This window comes from Streptomyces sp. NPDC020489 (assembly GCF_044386545.1).
GTDB lineage: Bacteria > Actinomycetota > Actinomycetes > Streptomycetales > Streptomycetaceae > Streptomyces.
Genome location: NZ_JBIRUZ010000019.1, coordinates 94,298 through 111,045, shown reverse-complemented (window position 1 = coordinate 111,045; position 16,748 = coordinate 94,298). Strand labels below are relative to the sequence as shown.

Annotated in this window: 15 protein-coding genes; 3 read left to right on the top strand and 12 right to left on the bottom strand. The window is 68.2% G+C overall.

Going from position 1 to position 16,748, the window contains the following annotated elements; translation table 11 throughout:
• Window positions 1–87 precede the first annotated feature (87 nt).
• Window positions 88–537: a flavin reductase gene (locus tag ACH41F_RS37135; RefSeq protein ID WP_391231447.1), complete on the top strand. Its 450-nt coding sequence runs from the start codon at window positions 88–90 to the stop codon at window positions 535–537.
• Window positions 538–760: 223 nt separating this feature from the next.
• Here the strand turns inward: ACH41F_RS37135 and ACH41F_RS37130 are convergent, their stop codons facing one another.
• From ACH41F_RS37130 to ACH41F_RS37095, 8 genes are all read right to left on the bottom strand, one after another.
• On the bottom strand, window positions 761–2,329 hold the full coding sequence (locus tag ACH41F_RS37130) for a carboxylesterase/lipase family protein (protein ID WP_398839493.1): 1,569 nt from the start codon (window positions 2,327–2,329) through the stop codon (window positions 761–763).
• A 46-nt stretch (window positions 2,330–2,375) separates the two neighbouring features.
• The gene (locus ACH41F_RS37125; protein ID WP_398839492.1) at window positions 2,376–2,789 is read right to left on the bottom strand and encodes a hypothetical protein; all 414 of its coding nucleotides are present in this window, start codon (window positions 2,787–2,789) and stop codon (window positions 2,376–2,378) included.
• 662 nt (window positions 2,790–3,451) lie between these two features.
• Entirely contained in the window at window positions 3,452–3,976 is a 525-nt protein-coding gene (locus ACH41F_RS37120; RefSeq protein WP_391231443.1) for a DUF1877 domain-containing protein, read from the bottom strand.
• 228 nt (window positions 3,977–4,204) lie between these two features.
• Window positions 4,205–5,005 carry a hypothetical protein gene (locus ACH41F_RS37115; protein WP_391231442.1) on the bottom strand — a complete coding sequence of 267 codons (801 nt, stop codon included), beginning with the start codon at window positions 5,003–5,005 and terminating at the stop codon, window positions 4,205–4,207.
• 162 nt (window positions 5,006–5,167) lie between these two features.
• Window positions 5,168–5,347, bottom strand: coding sequence for a hypothetical protein (locus tag ACH41F_RS37110; protein ID WP_398839491.1), 180 nt, complete (start codon window positions 5,345–5,347; stop codon window positions 5,168–5,170).
• Between the two features lie 28 nt (window positions 5,348–5,375).
• Complete coding sequence (locus ACH41F_RS37105) at window positions 5,376–6,365, bottom strand: fibronectin type III domain-containing protein (protein WP_391231439.1); 990 nt, start codon at window positions 6,363–6,365, stop codon at window positions 5,376–5,378.
• A 161-nt stretch (window positions 6,366–6,526) separates the two neighbouring features.
• Window positions 6,527–8,071: a PQQ-dependent sugar dehydrogenase gene (locus ACH41F_RS37100; RefSeq protein WP_398839490.1), complete on the bottom strand. Its 1,545-nt coding sequence runs from the start codon at window positions 8,069–8,071 to the stop codon at window positions 6,527–6,529.
• A 236-nt stretch (window positions 8,072–8,307) separates the two neighbouring features.
• Complete coding sequence (locus ACH41F_RS37095; RefSeq protein ID WP_398839489.1) at window positions 8,308–8,979, bottom strand: lytic polysaccharide monooxygenase; 672 nt, start codon at window positions 8,977–8,979, stop codon at window positions 8,308–8,310.
• Between the two features lie 364 nt (window positions 8,980–9,343).
• On the opposite strand from ACH41F_RS37095, the gene ACH41F_RS37090 reads away from it, so the two are divergent.
• The gene (locus ACH41F_RS37090) at window positions 9,344–10,369 is read left to right on the top strand and encodes a substrate-binding domain-containing protein (protein WP_391231434.1); all 1,026 of its coding nucleotides are present in this window, start codon (window positions 9,344–9,346) and stop codon (window positions 10,367–10,369) included.
• 397 nt (window positions 10,370–10,766) lie between these two features.
• On the opposite strand, the gene ACH41F_RS37085 is transcribed toward ACH41F_RS37090, so the two are convergent.
• A complete protein-coding gene (locus ACH41F_RS37085; protein WP_398839488.1) occupies window positions 10,767–12,155 on the bottom strand; it encodes a cellulase family glycosylhydrolase in 1,389 nt (462 codons plus the stop codon).
• Window positions 12,156–12,245: 90 nt separating this feature from the next.
• Complete coding sequence (locus ACH41F_RS37080) at window positions 12,246–14,312, bottom strand: cellulase family glycosylhydrolase (protein ID WP_398839487.1); 2,067 nt, start codon at window positions 14,310–14,312, stop codon at window positions 12,246–12,248.
• Between the two features lie 457 nt (window positions 14,313–14,769).
• Between ACH41F_RS37080 and ACH41F_RS37075 the strand changes: the two genes are divergently transcribed.
• Window positions 14,770–14,922: a hypothetical protein gene (locus tag ACH41F_RS37075; protein ID WP_391231429.1), complete on the top strand. Its 153-nt coding sequence runs from the start codon at window positions 14,770–14,772 to the stop codon at window positions 14,920–14,922.
• Here ACH41F_RS37075 and ACH41F_RS37070 read toward each other — a convergent pair.
• Window positions 14,904–15,488: a YrhB domain-containing protein gene (locus ACH41F_RS37070; RefSeq protein WP_398839486.1), complete on the bottom strand. Its 585-nt coding sequence runs from the start codon at window positions 15,486–15,488 to the stop codon at window positions 14,904–14,906. The two genes, ACH41F_RS37075 and ACH41F_RS37070, sit on opposite strands and share 19 nt — an antisense overlap.
• A gap of 95 nt (window positions 15,489–15,583) precedes the next feature.
• Window positions 15,584–16,246, bottom strand: a complete 663-nt coding sequence (locus ACH41F_RS37065) for a hypothetical protein (RefSeq protein WP_398839485.1) — start codon at window positions 16,244–16,246, stop codon at window positions 15,584–15,586.
• Window positions 16,247–16,748: the final 502 nt, after the last annotated feature.

Sequence of the window (16,748 nt, the reverse complement as noted above, 5' to 3'; positions counted from 1 at the left end):
GCATCCACCGCCACGACCCCGCCGCCGACTTCCGCTGGTAGTTCCCAGCACGGGCCGCGTGCCGACCGCGACAGTTTCTGCGCCGCCATGACTCACCTGCCCACCGGCGTCAGCATCATCACGACGCACAGTCCGGACGGCCCGTTGGGATGCACCGTCAACTCGGTCATCTCGTTGTCCACCCAGCCGCCCTCACTGCTGGTCTCGCTCGCGAACACCAGCCGCACCCTGATCCACGCCCTGCGCAGCGGCGGCTTCGCCGTCAACGTCGTCTCCTGGCAGCAGCGAGAGCTGTACCGGCGGTTCGCCCAGGGAGACCCCCTCCGGCGCTTTGACGGCGTCGCGCACGCGGTTCGCGCCGGCCAGCCCATACTGACCGACACGTCCGCCGTGTTCACCTGCGTCGTCGAACGGTCCATCGAGGTGGGCGACCACACGCTCGTCGTGGGCAGCCCCACCGGGGTGTCCCACGACGCGGACGCCCACCCCTTGGTCCTCCACCGCCACCGCGCACACCAGCTCGACCCGTACGCATGACCCCAACCGAGAGGCCGGTGCAGGCGGCGCCCACGCCTCCGGTGCCCCGCGTCGAGGACGACACACGCGGGCCACCGGCACGTGCCTCTCGCGACCGGGTCACCTGCCAACGGTCCCCACCCTCACGGCCGGTGCCGACGGCGGGGACGGAAGACGAGGGACGTCCGACGACGACACCCAGCGCGACCGGTCGTCGTCGGTCATGCGGGACGCCACAGAGTCCTCATGTTCGTGAGGCCCAGAAGCCGCAGTGGTGACCGGTGGCCAGATCGGTCTGCGAAATCCCGTCGCGCGCCGAGTCCAGAGACTGGGTGGCCGGGAACCTCGGCCAGCGGGGCAGTCCCGCCCTGTTCGGATCGCCCTGGGCAGCGAACGCGGTCCAATACATGATCATCGATTCGGAGAGCTGCCGCTGGGCGGGGTCGAGCGGCACGGACGTGCCCTTGATGTCGAAGAGCAGGGGAAGCTCCGAGCCGTGAAAGGCGCCGGGCGGGTAGCCCTTGGGGAAGATGCCAAGGAAATCCGGGACGTCCGGCTCGGCGAACTCGAAACTGAAGACGGGCACGTGCCGAGCCAGAAGCCTGTCGGCGGCGAGGGTCGGGCACACCCATCCGACGTCGGTGCCGACCGCGGCCCAGGCCAGCGCGGCCGGGGAACCCGACTGGCCGGAGTACGCCCGGGGCGGATACCGAGCGTAGATGCGACGGGCCATGCGCTCCCCGAAGGACGTCGCCAGCAGAGCCCGGTAGCGGGCGTCGTCGATGGGCTTCTCCGCCTCGAAAAGGCTCCCGAACAGCCGGTGTTCGTCCCGGGTGTTGCCCTGCATCACCGGTACCCGATGGAAGGCGCCGGTCCGCAGTGCCTTGACCGGGTCGGTGGGCAGTGTCCGGGTCCCGAACGCCGGCGTGACGAACTGGCCGTTCAACGCCAGGAGCTTTTCGGTGTCCGTCCGGCGCAGACATGCCGGCCCGTGTGGTCCCGCGCAGCCCAGCCCCGCCGCCGCGGCAGCGCCCCGGGACTCCACGGTCGTTCGGGGCGCCCAATAGGAGATGGCGTCGAGGCCGGGGGCCATCACGTTCTCGGGCCAGCTCTGCAGGCACGATCCACTCTGAATGATCGCGCGGTGGAAGAGCCCGGCCGCTGGGGGCGAGACCAGCTGGGCGCAGACGCTTGCCCCGCCCGAGGACTCCCCCATCAGCGTGACGTTACCCGGATCGCCTCCGAACGCCACCGCGTTGGCCCGTACCCAGCGCAACGCGGCCCGCTGGTCGTCCAGAGCGTAGGTCCCCGACCCGGCCATCCTGGGGTGGCCGAAGAACCCGAACACGCCGAGCCGGGAGTTGACGGTGACCACCACGACGTCGCCCGTGGCGGCCATGCGGCGGGCGTCGAAGTCGCTGCCCGAACCCGAGCTGAACGCCCCGCCGTGCAGGTACACCATGACCGGCCGGCGCTCAGAACGGTTCCGACGGGGGCGGGTGACGTTGAGGTAGAGGCAGTCCTCGGAGGAATGCGCCGCGACGCCGCCGGTCTCGTCCAGTTGCGCGCATGCCGGTCCGGGCTCGCTCGCATCCCGCACCGCTGTCCAGGGACGAGGGCGGACCGGCGGACGCCAGCGCCTGATCCCGGTCGGCGGCTGGGCGTAGGGGATGCCCTGGTAAAGCTCCGTGCGTCCCGTCGCGACTCCGCGCACCGGACCCAGATCGGTGCGCACCACCGGGCCTGCCGCGCCCGCCGTATCCGAAGCGCCGACCGCCGGGACGCTCAGGGAGATCGCCATCAGGGCCGTCATGACCCATACCGGCTTGGCCGTCCGCCGCCGTCGCCTCATGCCCGGCTCAGCCATCTCCCGACACCAACCAGCTCTTCAGCAGGCGCGTCCACTTGCGGTTGGCGGTGGTCTCCAAAAACGTCTTGTGATCCACCATCAGGTAGATCTGGCCGGCCGTGACCGTCTCCAAGATGAGCGGCCTGCCGGAATTCAGCAGCCCGCCGACGAACCGGCCGTACAGGCCGGTGTACTCGTTGGCCACCGATCTCACCTCCTCCGGCCGCAGCACGAGATCGGATCCACCGTGCCAGCCGCCGATCACGAGGCGGTCGGGATGAAGCTCCAGCCGGCCGGTCCGCGAGAACAGCACCCGCTGGTCCACCCCCGCGGCGATCCGGTGACCTCGCTTGCGCCCGGCGAGTTCCTCGGCCGGAGAACCGACGTACGAGCCCACCGCAAGGGGAACCTTCGAATCGCTCATGAACCCAGGGTGCCGCCATGCCCAGTACGCCAACAGCCTCCAAAGGTAGGCAAGACGATCGACTTTGGTCGGATACGCCTCTTACTTCGGACCAAGGGAAAGACAGCGACGGCGAGGCCACCGGTCCAAGGCTGAAGTTCCCTGCGTCATCTCTTCCGCGTGCGTATGAGCACCCCTGAGCCCACGGAGCAGATCGCGCCAACGACCGCCACCCAGAGAGCCGGCTCGATACCTGCGATCATGCCGAAGACTCCAATGAGCACGAGAGCGACCGAACCGGCCAGCGTGATCCACAGTCCGATCGAGGCCACGGCAGGTCCCAATTCGTCACTGGGACCCAGCAGTCCCTCTTCGTCCCGGCCTGCGTCCATGTCATCTCCTCTCAGGTCCTCTCAGGACATGGAGTCCTGCATCACGTCTGCGATCACACGGCTCACCGTGGGTCCGCCGATGGCACAGCCTGCAGTAGTCCGTGGAACCGCCCAGCCCGATTTGACCAAGTCCTCGCCCCCGAATGCCCCGTCGGCATTGGCCCCAAAACTCGGGCGTCCGCTGGGAATCGCTGCATTTGCCGACCTTGTGGACATTCGCGCGATTCCCCGGCCGGACCGTCACGTGATTCCCCAGGTGCTGGGGTCGTGAGCCGACGATGAAGTCCGGGGTCAGTCCCACCACAGCACGAGGAGAAGGTGCCGTTTCGTTGCAGCAAGGTAGAACTCGCGCAGGGCATTGAAGTGCCTCAGCAGGTACTTCCTCGGGCCACCGACGATCTTGTCTGCCCCGTGACCGATCAAGGAAGCGGCCTCGGTGTCCTCGGTCGGCAGGCAGGCCAGGACGGCCGGGAAGTCGATTTGACCGAGCAGTTCCGAGACGCGGGCCACTTGAGCTGCGGAAAGGGCAGTGGGAGGCGGTCCGAAGGGGCCAATGGCATGCGGGTGCGTGTTAAGGAAACCGAGATCGATCACCGAGTCCCCCTCGGTGGCCTGCCGAAGAGCATCCAGGTGGACGCCGTCGAGGCCTGCCAGTTCGCAGACCCGTTGCAGCAGGGCCGGCGCCCAGTCCAGGTCCAGGACGTCCGCCGGCGGCGGATCCCAAAGGGGATCTCCATCGGGCGACGTTCCGGCTGACTGTCGGCAGGCGTTAAGGTACTCCGCCGGGACGCGGGCGAGTTGCTGGGTTACGGCCATGACGGCAGTATCTCGGCAGCGTCCACCGGTTTTCCTACGTGGTTGGGTCCTGCCGCTCTTCTCGTCGGTGGGGCTCTTCGGGCGCTTGTTGGGGCGGTAGCCGGGGCCGTTCATGGTGACCTGGTGGCTGGTGTTGATGAGCCGGTCCAGGGATGGCCGAGCACGCTCGCGGCGCGGCCCGAGCACGGGCGTTGAGCGCGCCGGGAAAGGAACCGAGGCGGCTTGTCATCAGTGTGCCCAGGGCAGACGAACCGCCTCGATCTCGGAATCGTTCAGCAAGGCGTTGATGAGGGCCGGTGAACCGGCGACCTTGGTGGCCCACAGGTCGTAGTCGGTGCACAGGACCCAGGAGCGGTCATCGGCCCAGAGGTTGGAAGGGCTGAAGTCTGCTTCGGACTGGTCGTACAAGATCTCGGCATCGCCGAGTCGACCCGCACGCACGTGGAGGTTGTCGACGTCAGTGGCTCCAAGCACCAGAGGGCTGTAGTAGGCCAGGCATCGGGTGTCCGGGCCTGCGGGGCTGTACCGGGTGAGGATCGTGATCAGCCGGTTCCAGGTCTCACGGTCCAGGCTTCCCTCGGTCGGCGGAGCGATGCCCAGCGGCCACCTGCCCTCTTTCTTGACCGAAGGGAAGCAGCGGTAGGAGGGCATCAGTCCGTCGGGCACTACCGGGTCACCGGTCCGTCGGGCCAGCTCGGTCCAGCGCAGCCGCCGCCAGCCGGGGCCTGGATGCCGGGCACGCCCCAGACCTCCCCCCGTGGCGATGCTCACGGCATCGAGGTCGATGCCTCCGACCAGGTGGGGTTGAGGGCTCCCGCCGGCGAGACTTGCCTGGTGGTATGCGTCGTACGACGTTTCGTGCGGCCCCTGCTCAAGTTCGTACATGGCGTTGAGGACCCACACCGCGTCAGGCATCGCCGGAGGCATGAATCCGGTCAGGCCGTCGCCGCACAGCTCCAACAGCCAGTGAGTGGCGCCGGACGGCACGAGCGGCCACAAGGTGGACATCAGGTTCGGTTCCTCGGACATCCGCTCATGGTCCCAGGTGCCAGTCGGTCCCTCCGCGAGGAGCCGACATGAGCCACCCCGAACCGGGTGGCGGCATACGAAGCACGTCAGGGATTGCCCTACTCGTCCGCCAGAGCCAGCAGGTCGCCACCGTCTTCTGGTTGCGTGACGGTGTGTCCCAGCTCAACCAACATCCCCGAGGCCGTCCACGAGCTGCCGCAGTACGTCACGCCGGTCCCGAAAGGCGTACGACGCAGCGGAGGCTCTCCGCAGTGACGTGGCCGCGAACTGCTTCTTGGCGCCGACCAGGAACACCACGAAGGACGACGGCGACACCGGGCACTCCAGAGTCTTCGTCGGCATGATGGGCGCTGACCATACCGTCGAGATGTCAGTTGCCCGTCGTGACCGTCCGCTCCAGCGAGAACGCTCCCCAGGTGCCGTCCGGCAGGCGCGGTCTGATCCTCACGTCATACGTCCTGCCTTCTTCCGTGCCCAGGTTCACGGTGTGCCTCGCTCGTCCCCCGCGCGGCTCGTCACCCCCGGCCAAGGTCGTCACGAACACCTCGTCGAGGTAGACCTGGTACTCGGCCACGAGTCCGTCCGGCCTGGGCGGTGTCCACGACAGATCCAGGTAGTACGCCCTGTCCTTCGCGTCCTTGCGCACCGAGACCTGGAAGTTTTCTGGCTCCGCCCCTCCGCCGCCTCCGCCCCCAGCGGTGGTCAGTCGCAGTGGTGCACTGGCAGGAGAGAGGTTGCCCGCCGCGTCCCGGGCTCGCACCGTGAAGACGTAGCCGGTGCCGGGGCGCAGACCGGTGAGGACGGCCCTCGTCTCCGCACCGTCGACCGTGTGTATTTTCGCGCCGCCCTGATAGATGTCGTACGAGACGACGCGCTGGTCGTCCGTCGAGGCGGTCCAGCGCAGGTCGGCGGCTCGCGATCCGTCGGCCCTCCCGCGCAGCCGGCCGGGGCGGGTCGGCGGTTGGCCGTCCTCGGCGGGCGCGGCGAGGGTGGTGACGGCGACCTCGCGGCTGGGGGCGGAATAGTTGCCGCCAGTGTCGCGGGTGCGGACGGTGAACTCGTAGTCGGCGGACGGTTTCAGGCCGGTGATGTCGACCATGGTGCGCTCCGCGCCGACCTCCTTCACCTTCTTCCCGGCCTGCAGGACCTCGTACGCCGCCACGCCCTCGCCGTCCTTGGCGGTCTGCACCCCCTTCCACATGACGTGGACGGTGGTCGCGCTGCTGGACTGCGCGGTGACCCCGGTCGGGGGTGCGGGCGGCCGCTCGTCCTCGCCGCTGCACGCCGTGAGCGCCAGCAGGATGACGGAGCAGGACAAGAGAAGGGCAGGCCGGGGCCCGGGGGTGCGGGACTCGGGCATGACGTTCCTCCGAGGCCGGAGTGAGGACGAGATCATGTCAACCTTCGGGACCATGCGATCTGCGGAGATGACGGAAGAGGGAGAGTAGAGGGGGCCAGGAGGGACCGAAGTGGGCGGATGGGCCCGCCGCTGACGGCGCGGCGGGCCCCTGTGCGGACCGTTCAGCGGCCGATTGCGCAGGCGTCACCGTTGAGCGTGAACCGCGGCGGCGGCGAGGAGTCACCGGTGTGGCTGGCGAGGTAGCCAAGGGTGACGCGCCCGCCGGGTGCGATCGTTGCGTTGTACGAGGCGTTGGTGGCCGTGATCGTGTTGCTTCCCTGCGTCAGGTCGGTGTTCCAGTCGGACGTGACGGTCTGGCCAAGAGCCAAGGGGAACTTCAGCGTCCAGCCGTTCACCGGGGTGTTGCCGGTGTTGGTGATCGTCAGGTCGACGGTGGTGCCGGTCCCCCAGGTCCGCACGGTGCGATCCACGCGGCAGGTGGGTTCCTCCCGCGCGAAGGACACGCGGTGCAGGCCGCCGGGCAGATCGTTGACGACGTAGAACTCTCCGTCGACGGTCGCGCCGATCGCCGTCACCTGGGTGGGCATCTCCCCGATCTCTGCCTGCTCGTAGCCGCCTTCACCGTTGGGGCGCAGCGCCCAGACGGTGGACGAGCAGTAGTCGGTGGCGATGTACGTGCCGCCGACGAGGTCGGCGTACTTCTGGCCCCGGTAGACGTGACCGCCGATGATCGAGCAGCCGCCGGTGTACGGGGAGTAGGTGAAGACCGGTTCGGTGTACTGCTCGCCGGGTACGCAGTGGCCTCCTTGGAACTTCTCCAGACCCTCGTAGCAGGACCAGCCGAGGTTCAGCCCTCCCTGACCGGCCGGGAGGTGGTCGACCTCTTCCCATCGGCCCTGCCCGACGTCGCCGATCCACATCGAGCCGTCGGCGTCGTCGAAGGAGAACTTCCACGGGTTGCGCAGCCCGTACAGCCAGATCTCGTCACGGGCGCCGGGGGTGTCCACGAAGGGGTTGTCACTGGGCACGCAGTAGGCGAGCTGTCCGCAGGTGCGGCTGACGTCAATGCGCATGATCTTGCCGAGGAGGGTGTCCAGGCGCTGCCCGGCGTGCAACGGGTCGGCGGAGCCGCCTCCGTCGCCGATGCTCCAGTACAGGTTGCCGTCGGGGCCGAACGCGATCTGGCCGCCGTTGTGGTTGCTGTACTCGGCGTGGGGTTGGGAGAGCAGGGGTTCCAGGCGGGAGTCGTCGAGGTGGTATCGGGCGAGCGTGACGGCGCCGTCGGGCAGCGCCGTGTACACCAGGTACAGGTGGTGGCTGTCGGCGAAGTCGGGCGGGACGGCTATGCCGAGCAGGCCGCGTTCGTTGCCCGATTCGTCCACGGCGGACGTGATGTCGATGAGCGGGTCCCGGGCCAGGCCGGTGCTCGGGTGGTAGGTGCGGACAGTGCCCGATTTCTCGACGATGAACAACCGGTCCGTGCCGTCGTCGGGGGCGACGAGGGCGACGGGTCGCCGCAGGCCGGAGGCGACCTGGGTGGTGGTCGCCTTCAGCGACGGCAGGGGGACCGTCGAGGGGGCCGCCGCCGTGGCGGCTCGCACGGTGTCCGCCGAAGCGGGCGGGGCCGACGCGGCGGCGGACAGCGGAGTGAGGGTGGTGAACAGCAGGGCCAGCAGGAGCGGTCCGGTCCAGCGGCGTTCTGGCATGTCGGCTCCAGGTATCAAAACGCTCGTCAGGTGGTGGTGTTCGCATACGGGGGGACGCGGCCCGGTGGCGGGTCCCGCAGGACGCGCACAGGGCGGCGAACGCCACCCCTCGGGGCCGGTCCGACGGCCCTGATGCTCGGGCGGCGCGTGGAGTGTCCGAGCATCGTGGTGGGGCAGAGCGCGCGGTGTCCCGCCGGACGGGGGCTCGTCCGGCGGGACAGCTCATGGGCGCCGGCTCAGCGGAAGTTCACGTCGCTGCACAGGAAGTACGTCTGGTCCATGTGCGACGCCTGCCAGATCGTGTAGACGATGTGGCGACCGCTGTACCCGGACGTGCTGACCGGGATCGAGTAGTTCTGACTGGGCCCGTACCTGCCGGTGCGGGCGACCAGCTGGAGGTCGCTCCAGCGCAGCGGCTGGGTGGTCGGGTCGAAGCCCTGCCGGCTGACGTAGACCAGGAAATAGTCAGCGCCGTGGCTGGCCTGGTCGTACAGCTTCACGGTGAAGTTGCCGGCGATGTCCGTGGTCTTCCAAGCGCCCACGGCGTCCAGGGAGTTGTAGCGGCCGCCCTCGGTGCGGCCGCCGCTGCACAGTTGGCCGTCGGGGACCACTGCCTGGAAGTTGCCGGCGGAGCCGTTGCGGTACAGACCGTTCCAGTTCCACATGGCGTTGGGGTTGGCCTGCCACGCCTGCCAGCACATGGGGTCTTGCTGGGCCATGGACGGATCCATGTGGTTGCTGCCCCATCGTAGCCAGCAGCCGTAGTTGCGGCTCGCGGGGTCGACGACCGAGCCGTGGGCCACGGCGGTGCCGCTCCAGGGGAGCAGGCTGAGGAGCATCGCCGCGAGGAGGCTCAGAACGAGCGTCGAACGGCGCCGCACCACTCTGGTGTGATCATGACAAGTCACGGTCTCCTTCTTTCCCGTGGGGGATGCCGAATTTCGGCATGGGGGTAAAGATTGGGAGCGCTCCCATTGCTCCAGACTGAGTGTCCTGAGCCGATGCGGCAACGTTCATTCGCGCCACTTCCGCGTCAGATGGCGCGAACCTTCCTCAGCAGAGCGGGAGTCGACGCCCGTCGCGACGCCCTGCGGCAGGAGCGGTGGTCCTGGTCCGCTGCACGCACCCTCGTGTTCCACCGCGCCGCCCGGCCTCCCGCCCTGACGAGGTGCCCGGCGTCCCCGACAAGGCACGTATCAGCAGGTCGGCGCCGGTCGATCACGAACGGCCATGGCCCTACCATGGGGTTCCTGCGGGTGGGGGGAGAAGTTCATGGGCAAGCAGCGCCCCGGCGCGGGGCCGACCTTGGAGGAGGTGGCCGCGCTCGCCGGTGTGGGGCGGGGCACTGTCTCCCGCGTCATCAACAACGTGGCAGGAGTCAAGGAGTCGACCCGCCGCAACGTGCAGCACGCCATCGCCGAGCTGGGGTACGTACCCAACCTTGCGGCCCGGTCGCTGGCCGGGCGCCGTACGGACGCGATCGCTCTGGTGATGACGGAGCCCGACTGGCGGAAATTCGCGGAGCCGTTCTTCTCGGAGACCATTCGCTCCGTCGGAGACGCGCTGACCGACACCGCGATGCAACTGCTGCTCACCCAGGTCTGCACGAACCAGGAGCGGAAGCGTTTCGTCGAGTACGCGCGTGGCGGCCGGGTGGACGGCGTGCTGCTGATGTCCGTGCACGCCGACGACCCACTGCCCGACATGCTCGCGGACGCGGGCGTGCCCATCGTGATGCTGGGCCGCCGCTCGGGAGACGAGAGCATCACCCACGTGGACGCCGACAACGCCGGGGGCGCCCGAAGCGCGGTCACCCACCTGCTGAACAGCGGCCGGCGCGCGGTCGCGACCATCACCGGGCCGCTCGACATGTACGTCGCACAGTGCCGGTTGCGCGGTTACCGCGAGGCGCTGGGACGCGCGGGCCTCGACGCAAAACCGTCCTGGGTCACAGAAGGAGACTTCACCGAGGAGAGCGGCCGCGCGGCGATGGCGGAACTCATCGCGCGGGAGCCGGGGATCGACGCCGTGTTCGCCGCATCCGACAGCATGGCCGCCGGAGCGCTGAACGCCCTGCGTGCGGCGGGTCGCCGAGTGCCGCAGGACGTCGCCGTGGTCGGATTCGACGACTTCCTCCTGGCGCAGCGCACGGAACCCACATTGACGACAGTGCGCCAACCGCTCCAGGAGATCGGCCGGACCATGGTGCGCCTGCTTCTGGAGGAGATGGAGGATTCGGGAGTGGCCTGGCGGCATGTCAGCCTCCGCACGGAATTGGTGCTCCGCGACTCCGCCTGACCCGCGCGCCCCACTTCACCACGCGTGGTGTCGGCCGGCCCCGCCCAGCCGAACGTGCCGTACCTCGTCACCTCGGTCGTGTGATGCGGGCGTGATCCGCCGGTTGACTCGTCCGGGAGCGTCCGCGACCGGGCCCGAGGGCGGAGCGTGGTCTCTGCGATGGCCCCGTATCGCGCCGTCCGCAGTTCCGCGTGACGGACGCGGCCTGCTCGGTGGGCGTGTACGTGCACTTGATCCAGACCGGCAGGTCAACCGCGGTCACGCGTCGGCGCGGCGAAGCGGACGAGTGCGTCCACACCTCGGTCTCCGCACAGTAGGACTTGGCTCGCAGGGCACGGTGGCGTTCTCTCCCTGCATGAGTGGGGGCTCCAGCACAAGGCTGGAGCCCCCGGGGGAGTCAGCTGGCGGGGAAGGCGTCGGGGGTGCTGATGCGGCTCTTGAGCAGCGCCCCCGATTCCGTCAGCACACCGCTGCTGCTGTAGTCGGTGCCGTTGCAGGTACCGGGCTTGAACGCGGCGCTGCCTTCATTGGCGTCGGAGTAGGTCCAGTTGGCGTACCCGATCTTCAACCGGTCCAGGAGGTCCAGCCAGGCCGTGGAGCTGGCGCGGTCCACCGCTCCCCCGCCGGTGTAGGTCACCGTGCCGAACTCGGTGACGAACAGCGGCAGTTTGGCGGCCGCCCGACTGACCGCCGCACGGTAGGTGTCCGTGTGGCTGGCGGCGTAGAAGTGGAACGTGTACATGATGTTGCTGGCGTTGACCGGGTTGTTGATGATCTCGGTCTCGTTGGAGCCGTCCGAGACGCCCAGCGAGGACCAGCCACGGGTGCCGACGATGACGACGGCGTCCGGGTCGGCGGCCCGGATGACCGGGATGACCTGCTCGGCGTAGCTCTTGATGGCCGCCCAGCTCACGCCGTTGGGCTCGTTGGCGATCTCGTAGATCACGTTCTTCTTGCTGGCGTTGCGGGCGGCGACGGACGCGAAGAACGTCTTGGCCCGCTCGAGGTTGAAGTTCGGGTCGCCCGGCGTCAGGGTGTGGAAGTCGATCATGGCGTACATGCCGCGCGCCTCGGCCATGTCGACCAGGCTGTTCACCCGGCTGGTGAAGCCCGCCGGGTCGGTCTCGTAGCCGTCCTCCTGCACGTACATGGCGATGCGCAACAGGTCCGACTTCCAGTCCTTGGCCAGCGCGTCCAGGGAGGCGTTGTTGTAGCACTTGCTGAACCACTGGAGGCCGTGCGTGCTCATGCCGCGCAGCTGGATGGGGCGGTTGTACTGGTTGCACAGGTACACGCCGCACACCTTGAGCTGCCCGTTGATGCCGACTGGGGTACCGGTGGGCGGGTTGGGATCCGGGTCCGGCGGGGGCTCCTCGCCGCCGACGGAGCCGGTGCAGCCCACGCCGTTGAGCGTGAAGGCGGCGGGTTTCGGGTTGGCGCCCGTGAACGTTCCGGTGAAGCCCAGGTCGGTGGAGCCGCCGGTGGCCAGGGTGCGGTTCCAGTCGACGTTGGTGACGCTGACCGCGGAGCCGGACTGCGACCAGGTGCCGTTCCAGCCCTGGGTCACCTTCTGCCCGCCGTCGGACCAGATCCACTTCAGGGACCAGCCGCTGATGGAGTCACCCAGGTTGGTGACCTTCACTGCGGCTTGGAAACCACCCGACCACTGGTTCGTGATCGTGTAGTCGACCTTGCAGCCCGTGGCGGCCGCCGCCGGTGGGCTGACCAGCACCGTGAGGCCCAGGACCGTCGCGCAGGTCGCCAGTAGGGCCAGTAGACGTTTCACACTCTCTCCTCGTATGCCGATAGAGCTTGAAGTGGGAGCGCTCCCAAAACAGGGCGGGGATTAATGCCGCCCTGTTCGCTGTGTGGCGGGTCAGGCCGGGGGCGTGCCCCAGGCAAGGGCCGTGCCGGTGTATGCGGGAACGGCCGGTGCGTCGGTGTACGTCGTGGAGGTCGTACGGCTGTAGTCGTTCGCCTCGTTGAAGTTCGACCAGTCCGCCTTGCTCATCCGCAGCTGGATGTCACCGGTGTTGGCGCCGGCGGCGAGCGTGCCGCCCGTGAAGCTCACCTCCAGATAGGCGTCCGCGCCCGAGACGGCGGTCGCCAGCGGCACGACCCGGAGCTTGACCTGCGCGCAGCCCACGGCCGCGTAGTCGCACCAGGCGCTCACGGAGGCCGAACCGTCGCGGGTGAAGTAGTAGCGGACCGTGACGGCGTCGAGATTCACGGCGGAGCTGCCGGTGTTCACGACCTGGAGCGAGGGCCGGATGGCGTTGTCCGTCGCGGAGCTGTCGTTGTTCTTGTAGCGCACCTTCACGGCCCCTGACGGGGTGTCGGAGGACTGCGTGGTCACGTTCAGCGTCGCCGAGGAAGCGGAGACGTTGCCTGCCGCGTCCCGGGCCCGCACGGTGTAGCTGTACGCCGTGGAGGGCGACAGCCCGGTGTCGGTGTAGGTCGTGCCGGTCACCGGTGCCGCGTTCACCTTGGTCGTTCCCCGGTAGACGTCGTACCCGGTCACCCGGGTGTTGTCGGTCGACGCCGTCCAGGACAGCGACACGCTGGTGGAGGTCCTGGCGGTGCTGGCCAGGCTGGTGGGGGCGGTGGGCGCCTGGGTGTCCTCGGGGTCCGTCGGCCCGTCGTACACGTCCCTCAGGCTGATGCCGGTGGTGCTGCCGGCGCCGCCCAGCGGAACCTCGTGGTCGAGGCTGACGAACTTGCCGCCGTGCTGCCAGAGCGCCGGCTTGAGCAGGGCGTACTTCTCCTCGTCCCAGGACTTCCAGTCGCCGAGCAGCAGGCCGCCGGTGTCACCGGAGTTGGGGTTGAGGCACCAGAACGTCTGGTGGATGCGGTGCTCGACGATGAGGTCGCGCAGTGCCGTCATCCACTTCTGGTTCGGGCCGCCGTCGAGGAAGCCTCCCCACTCGCCGATCACCAGCGGGGCCTTGTTCTCCTTGTGCAGGTAGAGCCAGTTGGGGTCCCAGACGTCGCGCTCGAGCGTGGTGCGGTTCCAGTCACCGGTGAACCAGGGCTGCTGGAACACCAGCGGCCCGTAGTCGTGCGGGGAGTACACGAGTTGGTCGTTGTGCGCGCCGAGGTCCACAGGATGGTCGCGAACACCGCGCAGGTTGCCGCCCCACCAGGTCGAGTGGTAGTCGGTGGCGGTGGTGGAGGTCCAGCTCACACCGGTCTTGGGATAGATCTCGATGCCCTCGCAGAGCACCAGCAGGTTGGGGTTGATGGCGAGCATCCGCTTGCCGGCGGTCTCGCAGACGTGCTTGAAGTTGTCCTGGTCCGTCGAACCGTCCCACTTGGCCCGCGGAGACGTGCTCGCCGTGCCGTGCGGCTCGTTCTTGACGTCCATGGCGAGGACAGTGTCGTCGTTCTTGTAGCGGGTGGTCACCCACTCCCAGGCCGTGTAGAAGTCCTCGGAGGTGATGGTCCCCTTCCACCACACCGGGTAGACGTGGCCGGAGTTGTCGGCCTCGGCGCTGTGCACGTCCAGCATGACCTTGATGCCGTACTGCTTGCACAGAGCGAGCCAGTGGTCGAAGACCTCCAGGGAGGTCTTGCCCGCGATCTCGGGGTTGGCGTAGGCGTTGACCCCGCTCGGGACGGCGGCCTGGCCGTTCTTCCACTCCAGAAGGAGCTGGGTGGAGATGGGCACGCGGACGAGGTTGATGCCGCGGTCGGCCATCGACTTGGTGATGTCGGTGATGTTGCCGGACCACAACCCGTGGAAGACCCGTTCGCCGGCGTTGAAGCCGAACCAGTTGGCGCCGGTGAGCCAGACCTCGTCGCCGTTCGCGTCAACGATCTTGTTGCCCTTGGTGTGCAGCCAGTCGTCCCCGGGTGCGGCGACGGCCGCCTCGCTGCGCGCGGGGGCCGGGCGCTCCTCGGCCCCCAGCGCCGGGCCGCTCGCGAACAGTAGTCCTGCGGTCAACACCCCAGCGAGTACTGCCGGGATGCGCCGCAATGGTCGCCTGCGGCCGCGTCTTGATGACAGTCCCACGATGTCCCTTTCTGTCGCATGGCCAGAACAAGAAGCACGGAACAGCGATGGGAGCGCTCCCAAAATTGCGCGCTGTTCATGAAGCCAGGCGCCTTGAGTGCTGTCAACCTTTTGAACCAAAGCGGCCAACTCATGCGGGAGGGTGGGGTGTGGCTGACGCGGTGAGAGAAACGTCAGGGGTGGACGGTGACGGCTGGGAGGAACATGGCTGTAGCGGGGCGTTGACCAGGGAACGCGTCAGTCCTGCCGTCTCGTGCTCGTCGGCTGTCCAACCGCGTCACGCGGTCACCGCCGGGCAGAGCTGACGCTCAGCACGTCGCTGTCTCTCGTTCGTGAGCACCGGCATCGTGGTCGTCGGTAGTTCATGCGCGAGAGGACGAGTGCGACGGTGGCGGGAATTTTCATCACCGACACCCGCATGCAGCGCATCCACCACCCCTACGACGGTGGTGCCGACGTCTTCCTCCCCACGCGTGAGGAACGGGATCAGATGCGCGATCGGCACGCCGACTGGCTTTCCAGTCACCCCTCGGGGCTCTGACCGGCTCGCATCGCCGCCCCGCTCAGAATGGTCCTCACCGCAAGCACCGGGTTGAGAGGCTCCACCAGTTCCCTGGTGGCGACGGCCACGAGGCGCGCGGGCGTATCGCCCTCCAGCAAGGCGCTCACGTAGTCGATGGCCTCCGCGGGCGAGAGCACAGGCAGCCTTTGGCGCAGTGTCCTCACAGCACGCATGCGTCCGCGCGTAGCGGCGACTCCGCGGAGCGCAGCGTGTAGATCGTCCACTGCAGTGCGCACCGGCAGACCGCGTATCCGAGCCCGGTAGTCCGCCTCCCACTCCCCGGTGACCGCGGAGACGACGCCGATCTGATGCAGCCCCCCGTCTGCGCGGTCGACCAGGTACGGCCCATCACCAATCAGCGCGTACTTCGAGTTCCGGGTGCGTACGAACTCCTCGGACTGCCAGGAGACGATCCACACCAGCTCGTGCTCCTCGATACGGACCACAGCCATCCTCACCGCGTCCGTGCTCACAGCCCGCCACTGCTGGTAGTCGCGCTCCAGTTGGTCCTCGACTGCCCGAACGGCGGCTTCTCGCTCGATCACGCGTGCAGCATCCCGTACCAGCCCCTCTGCCGACCAACGAATTCGCATGACTCAGCACCACGTACGTGACCGCCGCTGCTGAGTGACTTCCCGCTCTACCACTCGGCGGCGCCGTCCGCACCGTCAATTTCGTAGATCCGCCCTTGAAGCCTTTCACCGGCCCAGTCGAGCTCCACGCCCAAATCAAACCAGTGCCGATCCTTGCGGACTCCGGGCGGTGAGAGGTTCACCGCCGCCCACGAGAACACGCCCAGAAGAAGGGAACGCCCGTGCTGCGTGGTGCGCACGGACAACGCGAACGGTGCGGCGAGTGCCGCGCGGGTCACCAACATGACCTGTTCGTCCTCAGAATGTCGACGCCCACCCGTGAGAAAACGAGGCGTCTCAAGGATCTTGACCCACTCGACCACTGCATCTGCCACCTGGGCTCGCAAGGACTCTTCGATGCCTCTCCGGACGGCGATCGCGGGATCATCGCCGAGCCAGCCAAGCCAGTGATCAGGGTCAGTAAGCTTGCTGAAGTCGTCCTGCGGCACCCCGTGACGAGGATTCTCCTGGTACTCACCTGTCAGTTTCCCGCTGTTGTCCACCAACCACGCGCCGCGGATTGCCTCGGGCGGTACGTATCCGTTCGGATCGTCGATATACGTCGGGTCGATTTCGGCGACGCTGCCACCGGGATTCTCAGCACCCGCCGCCAGTAGTGCTGGTTCGTTCGGTATGCCCCTACGTCGACTTCGCGAGCCAAAACGCCCCACGTTCCCACCCCCACCGTTGCCTGCCCAGTTGACCGTGATTGTGCCGCACCGGTCAGGGCCGCATGAGGCGGTGTGCGTGACGGCGAAGGGTGGGTGGGTGGGGAATCTCAGCGAGCCGCTCTGTCCCACCCCCAAGAGCCGCGCGGAGGATCCATTCAGTCCCGGGATGAGCCTGCAATCACAGGGTCAGGACGGTCGGCCCGTAGACGCAGCAGAACTCGCAATCACAGCTGGCGAGACAGTTCGCCTGGCAATGGGCGGTCGGCCAGCAGCGGGATGCACAGGGGCCTGGGTCGAGCCCCCTCCCGTCGCGGGGCACCGTCCTGTCGCACCAGGTACAGCGGATTGCTGCAGGGATGCCGGTGTCCTGCAGCCGCCGGGCTGCCACGCTCGCCCGGTCGAGCGGTGCTTCCTCCACAACCGTCTCAGGGGCGCGGTCGAGTAGAAGCTTGCAACGCCACAGGCTCAGTCCGGTCACCGCTCCGACTGCCTGCAGGGCCTC